The organism is Leclercia adecarboxylata, assembly GCF_006171285.1.
Classification (GTDB): Bacteria; Pseudomonadota; Gammaproteobacteria; order Enterobacterales; family Enterobacteriaceae; genus Enterobacter; species Enterobacter barmai.
Genome location: NZ_CP040889.1, coordinates 421,579 through 439,473 on the forward strand (window position 1 = coordinate 421,579; position 17,895 = coordinate 439,473).

Below are 17,895 nucleotides of genomic sequence, written 5' to 3' on the forward strand. Positions count from 1 at the left end.
GATTATGGATAAGTCGGAATATTTCAAAGGACCTGTTTTTTTAGGGTTAACTTTAGCCGCCGTCTATGCTTTTCCTGCGGGTTCAACTGCACCTATCCGGGTCAATAAATATGTGATACCCGCAGCCTTCGCCAGTGCACTACAGCAGGGAATGATGATCCCAGTTTTTATTCGCTACGCGGGTGAAACGACTGTCGTAAACAGTAAACAGAAAATCGCAGACGCCCTGCTTTCAGTGAAAGATAATGATTTTGTCATTGATCAGGTTACGCTCAGCGATCTTCCTGACAGAACGGAACTGGCGTCTGAGCTTAAGACGATCATCAGCGAATTACAGGATGCGCGGTTCAACGAAGGTAATACGCTTCATCTGACTGATGACGCAACTCTTACGCTGGACACCCGTTCTTTTTATATGGAACTGACGGTCAGTAAAGAGGCTATGGATGCTGCAATTATTCCGCGTACCAATTTGTTGGGTCCGTCATCATCAAGCCTGCTTTCGAATATTCTTAACTACACAATTGGCAGTTATCTCAGCCAGTATGATAGCAATGACAATGCCAGCAGTTATATCACGCTGGATAACTCTACGTCTTTACGTGAACACCATGTAAATCTTAATGGTTCTGTTAACGGCGTTGGTACAGGGAAAAACAGCGCCGAATTATATCGTGCTATGTATGAGCGTGATTTCGAAGGCATACGTGTTGCTGGCGGAATGGTTGATACATGGAATCTACAGTCTATTGCCAGCATGAGTGCCCTCAACTCCAGTCGTATCTATGGAGTAAGTATAGGAAATAAAAGTAGCACCCGAATTGAAGATAACACCCTGACGTTAATCCCTATTACCGTTTTCTTGCCTGCTGCAGGCGAGGTTCACGTTATCCGTGAAGGAAAACTACTCAGCATCCAGCAGTTCTCAATGGGAAGTTATGAAGTTGACACTTCTAAACTGCCTTTTGGTATCTATAACGTAGATATTATTGTAATCGTCAACGGAAAAGAGATCAGTTCCCGGACCTCACAAATTAATAAAACTTTTGCCCGAGAATCCAGCGTTACGGGAAACCTCGACTGGCAGATGTTCTCCGGGATGCTTGAGTACAAAAAAATGGATTACCGTAACCACCAAAACATCAGCCACGGTAAAAAAAACACCTGGATAGTCAGTGCCGCGCTTGGCACTACACTCCCTGTGCTGTCTGGTATTAACGTAAAATCGACAGTGTATGGTTTTGACAATAATGGGGTGAATGAAAATGAGTTCAATATTAATTTCAATAATAGCCTCAGCTTAAATCAGCAAACACTGCTTGCCACCGACAGCAGTTGGCAAAGCATTACATCCTTAAATTTGTCTCTTCCAGGGGGATACGGAAATCTTTGGGCCTCTCGCCAGTTCAGCCATGTAGGTGACAATTTACCTATATATAAAGGGGATTACTTCACCGTGGGTGCCAGCGCCAATCTTAACAATTTTGTTCCGTGGCTGGGCAGTATCAGCGTTAGTCGTTCCTATGATAAATACAATAATAACAAATACATCAACGTCGATTACAGCCAGACGCTTTTCTCTAACCGCCTGGCAACAATATCTATGCGTGCGGGCATCCAGCGCTACTATTATAAAGATAACGATAATGTCAGCGATAAATATATCAATCTCGATTTCAACTTGCCGCTGTCATCATGGCTAAGTACTGGGGTTTCCAGTGAGAATGGCAATATGATGGCGAATGCATCATTGCGCAAAAATTTTGATAACAGTGCTATTACTCAGGTCGGTACATCCTTGTCGAAGCGTATTCAGGACGGAGATAATAGCAACAGCTATCGTTCTGATGATTTTGCCATCAATAGCTATGTTTCTTACGAAACTAAATATAATGCTGGAACGATTTCTGCAACCCATTCATCAGATAACAATACCAACTACACCCTCAATTCTCAGGGTAGCATTGCGTGGACGAAAGAGAGTTTAAACCTCGGTAAAGGAACAGAGCGCTCTGGTATTGTCATTAATACTAACTTCGCTGAAGAAGGGCGTATGACGGCACAAATCAACGGCAAGAATTACCCACTCACGGGTAAAAGTAATTACATCAGTCTTCCTTCTTATGCTGAATATAAAGTTGAGTTGATGAATGATAAAAACTCTGTAGACAGCGTCGATATCGTGCGTGGTCGCCGCAGCAACGTCGTCCTCTATCCAGGCAATGTCAGTGTGATTACCCCAGAAGTGAAGCAACTGGTTACCGTATTTGGTCGGATCAGAAAACCGGGTGGCGCCATATTTGCCAATACGAATATCCATAATCATATCGGTAAAACACAAACTAATGAACAGGGAGAGTTCGCGATGGATGTTGACAAACGGTACCCGGTGATCACGCTGGTCGATAAGCGAGGAGGCGTTTGTGAGGCCGACCTCGATCTGCAGAAAGCCCGTGGCGCCGTGTGGTTGGGGGATATTCAGTGCCTTCCACAGACCCAGGCAGCATCGACATCAGGAGAGCAATCGAATGTCTAATCAGCGCAAAATCACCTTTCTGGTTGCGGCAACCCTGGCTGTTTTTTCGTGCGTGCGTAATGCCCAGGCCGTGCATATGTATGATAGCGGGACGGTGAACAATACATACTTATTCATAGAGAATAATGTTGATAATGAATACTTCATTACCCCGTCCGCAACTGACCCGCGTTTTACCGGAGCGAACGTCTGGACAAAGTATAAAACTAATCAGGATAGTCTTGGCTATATGGGTTATGCAGGCTGGGCGAGAAATAATAGTTATATTGATATGTGGATTGAAGATTCCCCTATCAATATGCCTTTTAACGGGATTCGCTGCAGGATAGCCAATGGACAAAAATGCCCTTCAACAGGCTATGTTGCGGCAGCAGCCTCAGATAATAATGGCTTCTACCATACTCGCTCCGGCACCAGCACTTATGATGGCTCGTATGCCTTTGCATCCCTGAGCCCGACGGCATATGAATATTTTAAAAATCAGTCTGCGGGTAATAAGGACAATTTCATCCTTAATTTCTGCTTCAACGATAAAGATTATGATTATGGTGCGGGTGAGCGGTGTAATACGCTGAGCACGGGCTACTGGTATAAGCTGAAGTTCAATGTTACAAAAATTGGCCACCTTAAGCTCCGTAGCACGGGTGCGCTTGCCGAAGTCTGGACCGCCAGTGACGGTACGCCCAGCGTGACCATAGGAACGGATACCTGCCAGACCGGCGTCGTGGCGGGTAAAAATGGCTTAATCTGTAAAATGGTGTCCTATTCCTTAGAGGAAACCACCAGGCTGAATGCGCTCAATTTTAAACTGATTGTCGATAAAACAAAATTAGGTTTCACTCCTGCTTATAATGAGATTAAGTACAGCGGTGACGCTGTAAAATGGACAAACTATAATACATCGACAGACTACTACAATGTATTTAATACCAGCGGCGACTATGTTTACTTATTTTTCCAGGATACATTCTTTAAGAAACTGGTCAATGCCGGGAAAAGTATTACTGCAAATGATGATATTTTCACCTTTAACTTTCAGAACGCTGCCGTACCTGAATCTGGCTATTATCAATTTACAACTTCAACAACCTTAAATATCATCCCTAAAGAGTATGGTATTAGTATCATCTCCTCCGATCAGATGGCGAACCCTAAGCGAACCGGGAAGATAGGCAGCGAGCAACCGATAGCGTTTGATTATCAAATTACTACCTCCGCCCCGCGCCAGGCAGACAGTATTACCGTGCAGGTGGTGGGTAACAGTGCGAAAGTAAATGGTAGACCCTACTGCGTCTTTACCTCGGCAGATAACACTTTGAAGGTGCCAATACCTGCCTATATTTCTTTTACTACCACTGAAGGGGCGACTGTCACAAAGAGAAACAGTTGCTCAGAAGCGCCGGTGGATATTACGAAAGCCAGTTGGGTGCAAACCGCGTGGAACGCCAATATTGATGATTCGTTTTATTATAAAACGAACCTCAAACTTCTGTTTCCTATGGACGACGGACGATCCCACTTTACCGTCTCCGGTCAGGAGTGGATGGGAACGGTCAGCGCCAGTGGGGAAATAAAAGCGACCGCAACCTGGGTAGGGGTCGGTCGATGATTTTCACATTGATATTCTGGCAGGGTATATAAATGACCAGACGTAGATTTATCCTTTCTGTCGCACTGGTCACATCGCTATTTATCAGCCCGGTACATGCCGTCTGGTTTAGTTCATTAGTCTATGATATCCCGGCAGATAAGGATTTTGTTTCACGACCACTGTTTAACGATACTGACAGAATGAATCTGTACAATGTATCTGCCTTTAAAATTGACAGACCGGCTAATGGTAATGAAAAAATCATTAGCGGAAACGATCTGGAGATCCTCTGGGCACCGCTTAAATTTTCCCTTTCGCCACAGCAAACGGACTATTTTAAGCTCTACTATCGTGGGCCAAAAGATGACGTTGAACGATATTATCGGGTTGTTTTTAAAGAAATTCCCGTCCGTATTTTCCCATTACAAACAACCGGTAGCCACCTGAATGTTTTACCGGTAACGGCGATGAGTACTTTCCTGATCGTCCGTCCGCGAAAGGTCAACCTGGCTTATCAGGTTGATGAGCACAATGGCGTTATTAAGAATACGGGTAACACCTATTTCAGGGTCATAATCCATAAAGGATGCAATGGCGATGATGAAAGTTCGAACCAATTTTATATGCTACCCGGAGAGCAGTATCGTGACGCGAGCGTGAAAGGTAAAAACAAAAAATTTATCGTGGCTGACAATAAATATATGAAAGCCGGCACAGCCTGTTTCGATAAATAAACAAAAGCCAGTCAGGTGACTGGCTTTTGACTTACGGCAAACGGAACCCGTTAAATTTCCGGCGTCTTTTTATAGCCCACCACCATCAGGACCAGGCTCTCTTTTGAGTTAGCGGGGTTGAACTGGTAGTGATTCCCCTGACGATCCCCGCCGATGTACCAGGAAATTTCTGTCTTGCCTGCGGCCAGCGCTTTTCGCACTGCTTTATCGACGTCCAGCATGCGGTATTCTCGGGCGTTATTGAGATAGAGGATCGCATCCGAGTTGTAACTGCAGGAAGGACGTTTCTTCCATGTGACGGTCGCAGGATCCCAGTCGTTGCTGGCCGGATAAAAGAAGATCTGATCCGCGCCGTTGGCTTCGACTTTTCCGCCGTAGATCCGCACCCGGTATTTGAACTGCGATGGATCCTGCCCTTCCGGCAGCGCCGGGATCTTAAATTTAACCAGACTCATGGTCTCGCTGTTGCGGGTGCGGCCGCCGTTTTTCCAGTTATCCTGAACCAGCAGGGTTTGCGGCGCAGGTGCCGGGGTAGTCGGCGTCTCGCTGCTCACCCAGACGTTGGCCAGCGCCTTCGAATAGCTGTACGCCACGTTGGTACCGCAATCCATGCTCTGATTCATGCACAACTCAGTCATAAATCGCGCGCTGACTTCGTGCCAGCCATTCAAAAAGTCAGCGTGGGCGGTGTAGAGGCTTCCCCAGCGTTCTTCCCGCGCATCACCATTCATGACGGGATCGAGGGAAAGCTGCGCCTTGGCCGTATCCAGAGAGGTGATGCCGTGAAGCACGTAAGCCACGTTCATGTTAACCGTCGGGATTTTCACCGGATAACCGGACGGGCACTGCCCTTTCACATCGTATGTGGCATTTGCCATGCCGTGGTGGGGTTTGAGGTGGATGCCGTCCCAGCAGTTGGGGAACTGGATGCCGATATTAAACTGCACCGCATCTTTAGCCTTTCTCAACCCGCACACTTCACCGATTTTATTGGTGTAACCTTTGCCGTTGCCGCATAAAAAGGTGATCCGCGAGTTAGGGGCACTGCCATGATGGTCCCCCGCCAGCAGCGCCAGACCTGCCGGGAACGGGTTGAGGGGATACTGATCGACGTTGCTGGCCTGATAGTAGGTTTTCTGATACGCGGGCTGCACCACCGTACCGTCCGGCAGGCGCATCGACGGTGCCCAGTAAGCCGAGCCGTCCGCTTTGTTATCGCAGGTGGTTTCCGGCTGCTTACGCAAAGAGGCATAGTCAGAGAAAGCATCGGTATGGGTGTTACCGAAAAAATCGTGCAGCATCGCCTGGTTAGCGTGGCCATACATCATGATGGCGTCATCGCCAAGGGTGTGGTTATAGGCGCAGACAACCTGGGCCTGCGGGCCTGCATGAGCGTAAAGCGAAGGCAGCAGAAGGGCTGACGCCAGCGCGGTGTAAAGTGTGGTCCGTTTCATGGTGTTCTCCTGACTGAAAGGAGCACATTGGTAACAAAACCGCGCTAACTCTCCGAATTATTAACGGAATAATTTTCCCCTGACGGGCGCTTTACAGCTCCGCCGGTCGTTTCAGCAGGTAGACCAGCGTTATCAGGCAGATCATCGCCCCGGCATAGAAGGTGTATTCCGCGCCCCACGTTTCCCAGATGATGCCCGCCCCCAGGCTGGCAATCAGCAATGCCACGCCGCTCACCATGCTGAACAGGCCAAACGCGGTACCGCGCAGGTCGGCGGGGGCCGTTTTGGCGATCATCGCGGTCAGCAGTCCCTGGGTCATCCCCATATGGATCCCCCACAGCGCCACACCGACGATAATCCCCACCCAGTGGGTGCTCAGCGCCAGCACGATATCGGCGGCGATCAACACCACCAGCCCCCACATCAGCAGGCGGGTGTGACTCATGGCATCGGAGAGTTTGCCAAACGGATAGGCCGAAAACGCGTAAAGCAGGTTCATGGCGACCATCACCAGCGGGATTAATGCCAGCGGAATATCGGCCTGCTGGGCGCGCAGCACCAGAAAGGCCTCGCTGAACCGGGCCAGAGTGAAAACTGCGCCAAGGCCAATCACCCACCAGCAGCTGGCGCCGAGGCGCTTCAGGTTCTCTTTTTTAATCGGGTTGGTACGTTTGTGAGCGACAGGGGTGGCGGGCTCATGCAGGCCGACAAAGAGCAGCAAAACGGCTAAAACACCGGGAATCACGGCAATCCAGAAGATCGTGCGAAAATCGTCGTTCCACAGCAGCATCATGCCGACGGCGAGCAGCGGCCCCAGAAAGGCGCCGATGGTATCCATCGACTGGCGCAGTCCGTATGCCGCCCCGCGTAGTTCGGGCGGGGTGACGTCGGCGACCAGCGCGTCGCGGGGTGCGCCGCGGATCCCCTTCCCTACCCTGTCAATCAGGCGCGCGCCGAGGATCATCCCAGATGAGGAGGCGATGGCAAACAGCGGCTTGCTGGCGGCACCCAGCCCGTAACCCAGCAGCGCCAGCCCTTTACGTTTTCCGAGATAGTCGCTGATAGCGCCGGAAAAGACCTTAATGATAAGCGCGGTAGCTTCCGCCAGCCCTTCGATCAGGCCAATGAAGATCACGCTGGCGCCCAGGGTGGTCACCATAAAGAGCGGCAGTAAGCTATGGATAATTTCCGATGAAATATCCATCAGCATGCTGACGCCGCCAACCACCCAGACCCCTTTTGGGATCCGGCTCAGCGTGGAAAACCGGGAGATCATGCTCAGTGCTTATCGCTGCCGCCGAGGAAAAATATCCCCAGCGGGATAGCCAGCAGGACGGTAAAGACCGTGCTGTAGACCAGCACCATCGCCGATTGCAGAACGTACATGCTGGTGGTCCACTCAGTCAGCGGAATGTTGTACTGCTCAACCACGCCAATGATGGTCACACGGCCCACCCCCATCACCGCGATCAGAAAAACCGTCAGCAGCGCCAGCAGAAATTTTTTCCCCGCCGGGGTGTTAAGTTTATTACGTACCATGCGTGTTTTCCTTCACAGATAGATAACAAAGATGCTGCTCACCCTACCACGATCGCCCCTCCGGCACCAATCCAGAATTTAAAACCAGATTAAAGGCTTTTTGTTAGTGATATAAACCAGATAAAAATAAAATTAAGGCAAAAAACACCAGTCGTGATAGGGTGATGGCCACCGTTTGACATAAAAAGGAATGACTGTGAAAAACGCATCCAAAAGCATCGTCGGCCTGCTGGCCCTCACCTGCGCCAGTGCATACGCCACGTCTGCCGACCAGCCGCTCAGCAAAACGGCCCCGTATCCGCAGGCGAAGCAGGGTATGAAGCGCCAGGTTATTGACCTGCCAGAGCAGAAAGATGAAGCAAATTACAAGGTTGAACTGCTGATCGGCCAGACGCTGGAGGTGGACTGTAACGCACATCGCCTCGGCGGTCAGTTAACCAGCAAGACGCTGGAAGGCTGGGGATATGACTATTACGTCTTCGATAAGGTCACCTCGCCGGTCTCCACCATGATGGCCTGCCCGGACGGCAAGAAGACCCGCAAATTTGTGACCGCCAGTCTGGGCGAGAATGGCCTGCTGCGCTACAACAGCAAGTTGCCGATTGTGGTCTATACGCCTGCGAACATTGAGGTGAAGTACCGCGTCTGGCGGGCTGACGAGAAAGTCGAAAACGCCGTCGCGCGTTAATAAAAAAGCCGGGTGATAACCCGGCTTTTTTGCATCAGAGCGCGATATCCGCGACCGGTTTGCTTTCCGGCTGGGTCGTCGCCTGCGGCTGAGCCTGAGGCGCCGCATCCGGAGCCTGAGGTTTTTCATATTTCAGCTGCAGCACGCGGCTGGTGTACTCCAGCTCCTGCTCGGTGGCGTCGATATTACCGTTCAGCGAAGTGCCGTAAGACGGAATGATGGTCTTCAGCTTCGCCTGCCATTCCGGGCTGGCGACTTTGTCTTTGAACACTTTTTCCATCAGGTGCAGCATGATCGGCGCTGCGGTGGAAGCGCCCGGCGATGCGCCCAGCAGCGCGGCCACGGAGCCCTCTTTATCGCTCACCACTTCGGTGCCCAGACGCAACACGCCGCCTTTTTCCTCATCACGCTTGATGATCTGCACGCGCTGGCCCGCCTGCCACAGACGCCAGTCCGCTTTCTTCGCGTCCGGGTAGTACTCTTTCAGCGCCTCAAAGCGATCGTCATCGGAGAGCAGCACCTGGCTAATCAGGTATTTCACCAGATCGAAGTTATCCAGACCCACATCAACCATCGGCCCGACGTTCGAGGTGGTGGTGGAGCTGAGCAGATCCCACAGCGAGCCGTTCTTCAGGAATTTGGTCGAGAAGGTGGCGAACGGCCCGAACAGCACCACGCGCTTACCGTCAAGAATACGGGTATCGATATGCGGCACCGACATCGGCGGCGCGCCCACGGAGGCCTGACCGTAAACTTTCGCCAGATGGCGATTAACCACCTCGGGGTTTTCTGACACCAGGAACTGCCCGCCAACCGGGAAGCCCGCATAGTTTTCCGCTTCCGGAATACCGGTCTCCTGCAGCAGCTTCAGCGCCGCGCCGCCGGCACCGATAAAGACAAACTTCGCCTTGATGACGTGTTCTTCTTCATTGTGCGCCAGATCGGCAACGGTCACGCTCCAGGAGTTGTCGGCGTTACGCTTAAAGCCGCGCACTTCGGTATTCAGCGACAGGTTAAAGTTCTCTTTTTTCTGCAGAGAGCCCACCAGCTGACGGGTGATTTCGCCGTAGTTTACGTCGGTACCGATTTCCGTACGGGTAGCGGCCACTTTCTGGTTCGGGTCGCGCCCTTCCATGACCAGCGGTGCCCACTCTTTGATCTGAGCGTGATCTTCAGAGTACTTCATGCCGCGGAACAGCGAGCTCTGCTGCAGGGCAGCATAACGCCCACGCAGGAAGTTAACGTTGTCGTCGCCCCAGACGAAGCTCATGTGCGGCACGGTGTTAATAAAGCTGTGCGGATCGTGCAGCACGCCGCTGTTCACCTGGTGAGACCAGAACTGACGGGAGATCTGGAACGCTTCGTTGATCTCCACGGCTTTCTCAATGCTGATGGAGCCGTCTTTCTTCTGCGGGGTGTAGTTCAGCTCCATTAACGCGGAGTGGCCGGTACCGGCGTTGTTCCAGCCGTTGGAGCTCTCCTGCGCCACGCCATCCAGGCGTTCAACCATGGTCATGGACCAGTCCGGCTGAAGCTCCTGCAAATAGGTTCCGAGGGTGGCGCTCATGATCCCGCCGCCGATTAACAGAACGTCCGTTTCCTGCTCTTGCGATGCCTGAGCCTTCGCCGCCGTGGAGACAGCACTAAGGCTTGCCGCCGCAGCCAGCAGCAGGGCAGTCATTTTTTTCATAATTAATGCCTTCGTAATACGCGTTGTTCGCTATTTATGCAGATGAAGTCGAGTGCGGCGCCACGGTAGCAACATTTAAATATTGTTTAAAGGTTAAGAAATTATTGTAATTGTGAAATTTAATGGTGGAATGTTTGTATGGGAATGGCGTGTCCGGCTGGCAAAACGTTCATTTTGTGGCTACTATGCTGCACTTTGTGATCGCGCGCACGGAAGCCCGCCCAAACCTGCGAATCCTATGTCTCAATCTTTAATGCCCAATGAAAGTCGCGTAACCGCTGTGTTGCGTTCTCCAACGCTTTTTGTACGTGAAATCCTGGCCGGTGTGATCACCGCTCTGGCGTTGATTCCGGAGGTGATCTCCTTCTCCGTGGTCGCGGGCGTCGACCCGAAAGTAAGTCTGTTCGCTTCGGTAGTTCTGTGTCTGGGGCTGTCGGTAATGGGCGGTCGCCCGGGGATGGTAACCGCCGCTGCGGGTTCCGTGGCGCTGGTGATCGGGCCGATGGTCCATCAGCATGGCGCGCAGTATATTCTGCCGGCGGTGCTGCTGGCGGGCCTGATCCAGATCCTGTTCGGGGCGCTGGGAATGGCGCGGCTGATGCGCTTTATTCCGCAGGCGGTAATGACCGGGTTTGTTAACGCTCTGGGGATTTTGATTTTCTTCGCCCAGGTACCGCATTTCTGGAGCAGAAGCCCGCTGATTGTCGGCCTGTTTGTGCTCACGCTGCTGATTGTGCTCTGGGCCCCCCGCTACATTAAAAGTATTCCTTCCCCGCTGATTGCCATCGTGGTGCTGACGATTTACACCGTGACCAGCGGCCAGCTGCTGCCGACCGTCGGCGACGAAGGCTCCATTGGCGGCGGCCTGCCGGGGATCACTCAGATGCTGGTGCCGCTGGATCTGCACACCCTGAGCATTATCTGGCCCTGCGCCCTGAGTATTGCTTTTGTCGGCCTGATGGAGTCACTCCTGACCGCGAAGCTGGTGGATGAGCTGACGGCCACCCCGTCCAGCAAGCGCCGCGAGAGCATGGGGCTTGGCGTGGCGAATATCATGGCGGGCTTCTTCGGCGGGATCGCCGGTTGCGCGATGATCGGTCAGACCATCGTTAACGTCGAGATGGGCAAAGGACGCAGCCGCGTCTCGACCTTTGCCGCCGGGCTGGTGCTGCTGTTGCTGGTGACCGCCCTGAGCGAAGTGATGGCTAAAATTCCGATGGCGGTGCTGGCGGGGATCATGGCGATTGTCGCCATCAAAACCTTTAACTGGCAGAGCATTCGCCCTGCCACGGTGAAAGGCGCGCCGGTTGCGGAAACCCTGGTGATGCTGGTCACCGTCGGGGCCACCGTTTCAACCGGCAACCTGGCGATTGGCGTGGTAGGCGGGATTATCATGATGGCGATCCTCCCTGCCCGCCTGCGTCGCCATAGCGCCGCTACAGCAGAAACAGCGTCGCCAGCCCAAGAAAAATAAAGAAACCGCCGGTATCGGTGATGGCGGTGATCATCACGCTCGACCCCACTGCGGGGTCGCGCCCGAGGCGGGTCATCACCATCGGGATGATTACCCCCATCAGCGCCGCCACCAGCAGGTTCAGCACCATCGCCAGGGTCATCACCCCGCCCAGCGCCATATCGTCATACAGCCACCAGGTCACCCCCCCCATAATCCCGCCCCACACCAGGCCGTTGATCAGCGCCACGCCCAGTTCGCGCAGGATCAGGAAGGTAAAGTTGCCCGGCTGAATATGCTGCAGCGCCAGGGCGCGCACGATCATGGTGATGGTCTGGTTACCGGTGTTGCCGCCAATCCCTGCCACGATAGGCATCAGCGAGGCCAGCGCCACCAGCTGGGAGATGGTGTGTTCAAACCCGTCGATCACCCGCGAGGCGATAAACGCGGTACAGAGGTTGATCGCCAGCCACGCCCAGCGGGTTTTCACCGCCTTGCTCACCGGGGCGTACACATCCTCTTCGGCGCTCAATCCCCCGAGGGCGCGCATGTCGTTGTCGGTCTCTTTATAGACCACGTCGACGATCTCATCGATGGTCAGACGCCCCATCAGCTTACCCACCGAGTCCACCACCCCGGCGCTGAGCAGGTTGTCACGCTCAAAGGTGCGGGCAGCCTTTTCGGCGTCGTCTTCGGGGGAGAAGAGCATCGGCTCCGTTTCCATCACCTCGCTGACGCGGGTCTGAGCGCTGTTCAGCAGGATGGTCTGCAGCTCAAGCTCGCCGAGCAGGCTTTTATCCCGCGCGGTAACAAACAGCTTGTCGGTGTTTTTCGGCATTTTGCCCAGCCGCCGCAGGTAGCGCTGGACGGTGCCCAGGGTCACGTCCGGGCGCACGGTGATCACGCTGAACTCCATGATCGCGCCGACGCGGTCCTGCTCATAGTGCATGACCTGATGAACGCGGGCGCGGTCCTGAGGCGGCAGCGAGGCCAGCAGTCGTCCGGTCAGGTTTCGCGGCAGATGCTGGACCAGGTAGAGCTGGTCGTCGATATCCAGCGTGCGGACCGCGTCGAGAATGGCGTGGTCGCTCATCTCATCGATCAGATCGTCCCAGACGTTTTCGGAAGCCTCCAGCAGTACCTGCCCGCGCTCGTGATCCTCGACCAGCCGCCACAGGGCGTGGCGCTCTTCCGAGGGCAGCGCTTCAAGGGTGTCGGCGAGATCGGGCGGCGGCAAATGTGCCACCAGCGCCCCTACCTCAGCAATATCGTCGGCTAACGTCCCGACATCATATTGCTCAGCCAGGGTCAGTTTGCCCAGCAGGGTTGAAGTGAGCGCTTTGTCGGTGGTCATCAGCCATATCAGGCGCGCACGCTCTTCATCGCGCAGCCGTGCGCTATTTTTCGTTAATCCAGACATCAATTATCAATCCATTAAATGAGTTGGCATTAAGCATAGCGTGGGCTTATGTAAATATTAATAAACGGATGAGAGGAGAGGATAAAAAAGCAGCAGGCGGGGAAAACATACCCGGCGGCAGAGCGCCACCGGGCAGGCGGGTTATGCGGTACGGGCTACCGCATCACGCGACGCGGCATCACGTTCGGCACCGGTCAGTTCCGTCAGCTGGCCGCTGCGCATCTCAAGCAGGCGGTCGGCATGGATAAAGTAGTGATCGTCATGGCTGATGGCAAAGATGGTTTTGCCCATCTGCTGCATCAGCGGGAGCAGCACCTGATAGAACTCGCGGCGGAAATGCGGGTCCTGATCCGCCGCCCACTCGTCCAGCAGAATGATGTCACGCTCTTCCGCCAGCGCCAGCAGCAGGGCTACGCGCTTCTTCTGCCCTTTCGACAGCTTAAGGTTGAGGATCTTGCCATCCTGCAACTCCAGCTTGTGCGACATTTGCAGGTGCGCCAGCCATTTTTCCACCAGCGCCGGATCGGCCTGCCTGCCTTCCGGCCCCAGCAGCTGATCGAACAGCCAGACGTCGGTAAACACCGCGGAGAACAGCTTGCGGTAATCTTCCGGTTTTTCGGCGCTCAGCGGTTTACCGTCCAGCAGGATCTCCCCCGACTGGGGCTGGTACAGCCCGGTCAGGAGCATCGCCAGGGTTGATTTGCCGCTGCCGTTGCCGCCAATCAGGAACAGCAGTTCGCCGCGGTTAAGGGTTAAGTTCACCGGCCCGACGGAGAAGTCGTTGTCCTGGTACTTAAACGTCACGTTGCGCAACTCCAGCGTCTGCCAGTTCGGGAATGCCTGCGGGCGTGGGAACTCCGCTTTGTACGGCGCAAGCGCAAACTTGCGCAGCTTGTTAAAGGCCACCTGGGCGCTGAGCAGGGTCGGCAGCGCGCCGACCGCCGAAAGCAGCGGCGTGCGCAGGAACAGCAGCGTCAGCGAGTAGGTGGCGGCGACGTTGGTGTCTGCCCAGCCGAGGCTGTTGGCCATCCAGAAGACCAGACCAATCGCCCCCAGCATCATGATATTTGACCAGTTAACCGCGCTCAGGTGGAAGGTATCGGCCCGCACGATGTGGTGGCGATATTCACGGGCATCCGGGATATAGAGGTTATTGAAGATGTGCTCGGCGCGCTCGCGGTTGAGGGTCAGCTCTTTGCGCCCTTCCAGCACCGTCTGATAGTCGTTATAGAGCTTGTCTTCGGTTTCGCGCAGTACCGCCATGTGCTTGTAGACGCGTGACACCAGCAGGTAGCCGCCCCAGATGGTGATCGCAATCCACAGGGCGGTGATCGCCAGCATTTTGGTGGAGAGCCAGGCCAGATAAGCCGCCGATCCGAAGGTCAGAATGATCCCCTGCACCAGTTCCGGCAGACGCACAAAGGCGATGGTGATCGAGCGAACGTCGCTGGTTAACCCGGCCAGCAGCGAGGCGCTGCCCAGCTGCTCTACACGTTCAACCTGGGTATCCAGAATCCGCTTGATGAACTCGCTGCGCAGGCGGTAGACGAAGTGGTGACCCAGCGTCGTCAGCGCCAGCTGCGAGCCCAGCGTGACGGCCATCAGCAGAACCAGCAGACCGAGAAATTCCGGCAGCACCATCAGGGTGGTGTCGACGGTTTCAATTAAACGCAGGTTGATAAAGGCGATAAGCCCGATACCCAGCGCGGCGCTGAGCAGGCTTAATGCCATCACCGCGATAAACGGCCAGCGGTATTGACGCCAGACCAGTAACAGGAGTTCCATGCAGAGCAATCCAGACAAGAAAAAACAGCCAGCAGTGTAAACTGCTCGCCGCTTACATCAAGAATAATTCTTATTTTTATTCGTTGTTCGCTGCCTGGCGGAAGGTGAGGTTGTAGCGATAGTCGCCGGTAAGCGGATGGGTCCCCGGCTTAAGAGGCTGAATGCCATGGTAAAACAGTCTCGATGGCCCACCCCAGACCACCACGTCGCCATGCTCCAGCAGCAGACGTTTAAGCGGATCGTTGCGGCGCAATCCGCCGAACTGGAATACGGCGGGCAGGCCCAGCGATACCGAGACAATCGGCGCCCGCAGGTCCGCTTCATCTTTATCCTGATGCAGGGAGAGCTTCGCCCCGACGGCGTAGCGGTTGATAAGACAGGCATCCGGCTGAAACTCAGGATAACCGGCCGCGCAGGCGGCATCATGGCACAGGGCGGCAAACGCCTCCGGCATCGGCGGCCAGGGGGCCGCGGTGAGCGGGTCGAGCGGTGAATAGAGATAGCCCCGCTGATTAGTGGTCCAGCCCAGCCCGCCGCAGTTGGTCATCGCCACCGACATGGTGTATCCCCCGGGGGTGACCATCTGGCGAAACGGCGAGACGCCTGCCACCTGGTCGATGGCCTGCATTAACGCAGGCCCGCCTACCCGGGCGAAGCGGCGCAGGATCACCGCCCCGGGCGCCAGCGGCTCCTGCCAGGGTTGTTCATCGGCAAAAAGATCGAGCATCACACCTCCTCTTTTTTGGCTTCGCGACGCAGTAACGCCGCTTTGCGGGCCGTGCCCCAGCGGTAGCCCGAGAGCCCGCCGTCGCTACGCACCACCCGATGGCAGGGAATAACGATTGCCAGTTTGTTGGCGGCACAGGCCCGGGCCACGGCACGCACTGCGCCGGGATGCCCGATGGCGTTGGCCACCTGCTGATAGCTTGCCGTCTCTCCACCTGGAATGGCGCGCAGGGCCTGCCAGACCTGGCGCTGAAAGGCGGTGCCGCGAATATCCAGCGGCAAGGTGAGCGCGACGGCGTGGTTATCAATGCTGGCGATCACCCGGGCGACGCGCGAGGCAAAGGCGGCATCGGCCTGCTCCCTGTGGGCGTGAGGAAACATCGTCTCCAGCTCGGCAATCAGGGCGCTGTCGTCATCGCCGGGCAAAATCGCGCAGACGCCCCGCCCGCTTTCCGCCACCAGGCAGCGCCCGAGCGCGCAGTCGCTCAGGGCGTAACGCACGGTGGTCTCTTCTCCGCCGCTGCGGTACTGCTTCGCGGTCATTCCCAGCGTGGCATCGGCGTTGCGATAGTAGCTGCTGCTGTCGGGGAAACCCGCCGCCAGCACGGAGTCGGTAATGCTCTCGCCCTGCCCCAGGGCATCGCGGAGCCTTTTCGCCCGGGCAGCCTGCTGCCAGCCTTTCGGCGTCATGCCGGTTGAGGATTTAAACAGACGATGAAGATGATACGGGCTCATCGCCACCTGCTGCGCCAGCATCTCCAGGGTCAGGGGCTCTTCCTGCTCCAGTAACCGGCAGGCTTTTTCGATGGTAGCGACGCGCTGCGCCTGCGGATCCTCTTGATCCGGGCGGCAGCGTTTGCAGGGGCGAAAACCCGCCTGTTCAGCGTGGCGGGCATCAGCATAAAAGCGGACATTTTCGCGCAGGGCATGGCGCGCCCGGCAGGACGGGCGGCAGAAGATACCCGTGGTCTGTACGGCAAAAACAAACTGGCCGTCGGCATGACGATCGCGGGCCAGCACCGCCAGCCAGCGTTGGTCATCATTATTCAGGTTTGGCTTTTTCATGATCGGCTCCTTCTTTAAGCATACTCATAGCCTGCCTGAGCGCCAGCCGACAAAAACCCGCAACCTTGCTTTTTAATTCGCCCCGTTAACGAGGAAACTGGCGAACTGCGGGGACATCCAGGTTTTAAAGCCCTCGCCTTCACGGGTGATCATATAGACCGCCAGCCCTTGCTGCCGCACGATCTCTTTGGCTTTTTCCGCCCCCAGCACCATCAGACCGGTATCCCAGGCATCGGCTTCGAGAGCCGTCGGGGCGATCACCGTCACCGACACCAGATTATGGGTAATCGGACTGCCGGTCTGGGGATCGATCACGTGGGAAATACGCTTGCCGTCCAGCTCATAGTAGTTGCGGTAGCTGCCGGAGGTGCTGATGCCGTGGCCGTTGATATCGACAATGGCCTGCACGGCATTCTCCCTGTCGGTCGGCTTCTGGATCGCCACGCGCCAGGGCTTATCACTCGCATTCATGCCCCGGCTGACCAGCGCCCCGCCCACAGAGACCAGATAGCGGGAGATCCCCTCTTCGGCCATCAGCTGCGCCAGGTGATCGGCAGCATAGCCCTCACCCACCGTGGAGAGATCGACAAACAGATCGGGAATGTCTTTTTGCAGATATTGCTGACCGGACTGATTAATCACCGACAGATGCTGCAGCCCCGTTTGCGCGCGGGCGTCGTCAATTTGCGCCTGGTCGGGTATTTGTACCGGCTGCTTGTTCGGGCCAAAGCCCCAAAGGTTAACCAGAGGGCCGACGGTAATATCCATCGCGCCGTTGGTTTTGTAGCCCACCCGCAGCGATTCGGTGACTATATCCGCCATCGCTTCGCTCACCGGCCAGGGTGAAGTGCTTTTCGACTGGTTAAAGCGCATCAGCGCCGAGTCGTTCTTATAGGTGGACATCAGCTGATCATCGCCATCCAGCTGGGACTGGATCTTGCCGCGCAGCTCTTCTGCCCGGGCAGCGGAGAGATCGATGGCGCTGACGCGCCAGAAGGTGCCCATCGTTTTCCCTTCCAGCACCGTTGCGGCGGCGGTTTCGCTCTTTACCGGCGGTGTTGGGGCATCACATGCAGACAGCATAAACAGGGTCGCCAGAATGCCGACACGCAGAAAAGTAATTTCCATTCGTTATTATCCTCAAGCCTGAGACCGGCAAGAGTACACCAAAAAGCAGGCTTTGTAAGGGCCTGACAGCAAAACCAAAAAAAGGG

13 protein-coding genes and 1 pseudogene are annotated in these 17,895 nt (G+C 55.1%); 5 read left to right on the forward strand and 9 right to left on the reverse strand.

Going from position 1 to position 17,895, the window contains the following annotated elements; all coding sequences use genetic code 11:
• Positions 1-4: 4 nt before the first annotated feature.
• The 3 genes from FHN83_RS03845 to FHN83_RS03855 are packed head-to-tail and all read left to right on the forward strand — an operon-like array spanning position 5 to position 4,861.
• Positions 5-2,536 carry a CS1-pili formation C-terminal domain-containing protein gene (locus FHN83_RS03845; RefSeq protein WP_139563272.1) on the forward strand — a complete coding sequence of 844 codons (2,532 nt, stop codon included), beginning with the start codon at positions 5-7 and terminating at the stop codon, positions 2,534-2,536.
• Positions 2,529-4,145 (forward strand): fimbrial protein, encoded by a 1,617-nt coding sequence (locus FHN83_RS03850; RefSeq protein ID WP_139563273.1) that lies wholly within the window; start codon positions 2,529-2,531, stop codon positions 4,143-4,145. Before FHN83_RS03845 ends, FHN83_RS03850 begins: the two co-directional genes overlap by 8 nt.
• A 32-nt stretch (positions 4,146-4,177) precedes the next feature.
• The gene (locus FHN83_RS03855; RefSeq protein ID WP_255296498.1) at positions 4,178-4,861 is read left to right on the forward strand and encodes a molecular chaperone; all 684 of its coding nucleotides are present in this window, start codon (positions 4,178-4,180) and stop codon (positions 4,859-4,861) included.
• Positions 4,862-4,911: 50 nt separating this feature from the next.
• On the opposite strand, the gene FHN83_RS03860 is transcribed toward FHN83_RS03855, so the two are convergent.
• The 3 genes from FHN83_RS03860 to FHN83_RS03870 form a co-directional block, all read right to left on the reverse strand.
• A complete protein-coding gene (locus FHN83_RS03860) occupies positions 4,912-6,315 on the reverse strand; it encodes a DUF7594 domain-containing protein (RefSeq protein WP_139563274.1) in 1,404 nt (467 codons plus the stop codon).
• A 91-nt stretch (positions 6,316-6,406) separates the two neighbouring features.
• Positions 6,407-7,591, reverse strand: a complete 1,185-nt coding sequence (locus FHN83_RS03865) for an MFS transporter (protein ID WP_139563275.1) — start codon at positions 7,589-7,591, stop codon at positions 6,407-6,409.
• Positions 7,592-7,593: 2 nt separating this feature from the next.
• Positions 7,594-7,854, reverse strand: a complete 261-nt coding sequence (locus FHN83_RS03870; RefSeq protein WP_039031021.1) for a DUF2534 family protein — start codon at positions 7,852-7,854, stop codon at positions 7,594-7,596.
• A 196-nt stretch (positions 7,855-8,050) separates the two neighbouring features.
• Between FHN83_RS03870 and eco the strand changes: the two genes are divergently transcribed.
• Positions 8,051-8,542, forward strand: coding sequence for a serine protease inhibitor ecotin (gene eco / locus FHN83_RS03875; protein ID WP_419146405.1), 492 nt, complete (start codon positions 8,051-8,053; stop codon positions 8,540-8,542).
• 34 nt (positions 8,543-8,576) lie between these two features.
• Here eco and mqo read toward each other — a convergent pair whose 3' ends face one another.
• Complete coding sequence (mqo, locus tag FHN83_RS03880) at positions 8,577-10,232, reverse strand: malate dehydrogenase (quinone) (protein ID WP_139563277.1); 1,656 nt, start codon at positions 10,230-10,232, stop codon at positions 8,577-8,579.
• 185 nt (positions 10,233-10,417) lie between these two features.
• On the opposite strand from mqo, the pseudogene FHN83_RS03885 reads away from it, so the two are divergent.
• Positions 10,418-11,706, forward strand: a pseudogene (locus FHN83_RS03885) (SulP family inorganic anion transporter).
• On the opposite strand, the gene mgtE reads toward FHN83_RS03885, so the two are convergent.
• The 5 genes from mgtE to apbE form a co-directional block, all read right to left on the reverse strand.
• The gene (gene mgtE, locus FHN83_RS03890; RefSeq protein WP_039031018.1) at positions 11,669-13,105 is read right to left on the reverse strand and encodes a magnesium transporter; all 1,437 of its coding nucleotides are present in this window, start codon (positions 13,103-13,105) and stop codon (positions 11,669-11,671) included. The pseudogene FHN83_RS03885 and the gene mgtE sit on opposite strands and share 38 nt — an antisense overlap.
• Before the next feature lie 141 nt (positions 13,106-13,246).
• The gene (locus FHN83_RS03895; RefSeq protein WP_039031017.1) at positions 13,247-14,890 is read right to left on the reverse strand and encodes a multidrug ABC transporter permease/ATP-binding protein; all 1,644 of its coding nucleotides are present in this window, start codon (positions 14,888-14,890) and stop codon (positions 13,247-13,249) included.
• 76 nt (positions 14,891-14,966) lie between these two features.
• Positions 14,967-15,617: a DNA oxidative demethylase AlkB gene (gene alkB / locus FHN83_RS03900; protein ID WP_139563279.1), complete on the reverse strand. Its 651-nt coding sequence runs from the start codon at positions 15,615-15,617 to the stop codon at positions 14,967-14,969.
• Positions 15,617-16,681, reverse strand: coding sequence for a bifunctional DNA-binding transcriptional regulator/O6-methylguanine-DNA methyltransferase Ada (gene ada, locus FHN83_RS03905; protein ID WP_139563280.1), 1,065 nt, complete (start codon positions 16,679-16,681; stop codon positions 15,617-15,619). Before ada ends, alkB begins: the two co-directional genes overlap by 1 nt.
• A 72-nt stretch (positions 16,682-16,753) precedes the next feature.
• Positions 16,754-17,809 carry an FAD:protein FMN transferase ApbE gene (gene apbE, locus FHN83_RS03910; RefSeq protein WP_139563281.1) on the reverse strand — a complete coding sequence of 352 codons (1,056 nt, stop codon included), beginning with the start codon at positions 17,807-17,809 and terminating at the stop codon, positions 16,754-16,756.
• Positions 17,810-17,895: the final 86 nt, after the last annotated feature.

Coding starts and splice junctions, on each gene's coding strand:
- FHN83_RS03845 (WP_139563272.1), top strand. CDS start 5: ATGGATAAGTCGGAATATTTCAAAGGACCTGTTTTTTTAGGGTTAACT.
- FHN83_RS03850 (WP_139563273.1), top strand. CDS start 2,529: ATGTCTAATCAGCGCAAAATCACCTTTCTGGTTGCGGCAACCCTGGCT.
- FHN83_RS03855 (WP_255296498.1), top strand. CDS start 4,178: ATGACCAGACGTAGATTTATCCTTTCTGTCGCACTGGTCACATCGCTA.
- FHN83_RS03860 (WP_139563274.1), bottom strand. CDS start 6,315: ATGAAACGGACCACACTTTACACCGCGCTGGCGTCAGCCCTTCTGCTG.
- FHN83_RS03865 (WP_139563275.1), bottom strand. CDS start 7,591: ATGATCTCCCGGTTTTCCACGCTGAGCCGGATCCCAAAAGGGGTCTGG.
- FHN83_RS03870 (WP_039031021.1), bottom strand. CDS start 7,854: ATGGTACGTAATAAACTTAACACCCCGGCGGGGAAAAAATTTCTGCTG.
- mqo (WP_139563277.1), bottom strand. CDS start 10,232: ATGAAAAAAATGACTGCCCTGCTGCTGGCTGCGGCGGCAAGCCTTAGT.
- mgtE (WP_039031018.1), bottom strand. CDS start 13,105: ATGTCTGGATTAACGAAAAATAGCGCACGGCTGCGCGATGAAGAGCGT.
- FHN83_RS03895 (WP_039031017.1), bottom strand. CDS start 14,890: ATGGAACTCCTGTTACTGGTCTGGCGTCAATACCGCTGGCCGTTTATC.
- alkB (WP_139563279.1), bottom strand. CDS start 15,617: ATGCTCGATCTTTTTGCCGATGAACAACCCTGGCAGGAGCCGCTGGCG.
- ada (WP_139563280.1), bottom strand. CDS start 16,681: ATGAAAAAGCCAAACCTGAATAATGATGACCAACGCTGGCTGGCGGTG.
- apbE (WP_139563281.1), bottom strand. CDS start 17,809: ATGGAAATTACTTTTCTGCGTGTCGGCATTCTGGCGACCCTGTTTATG.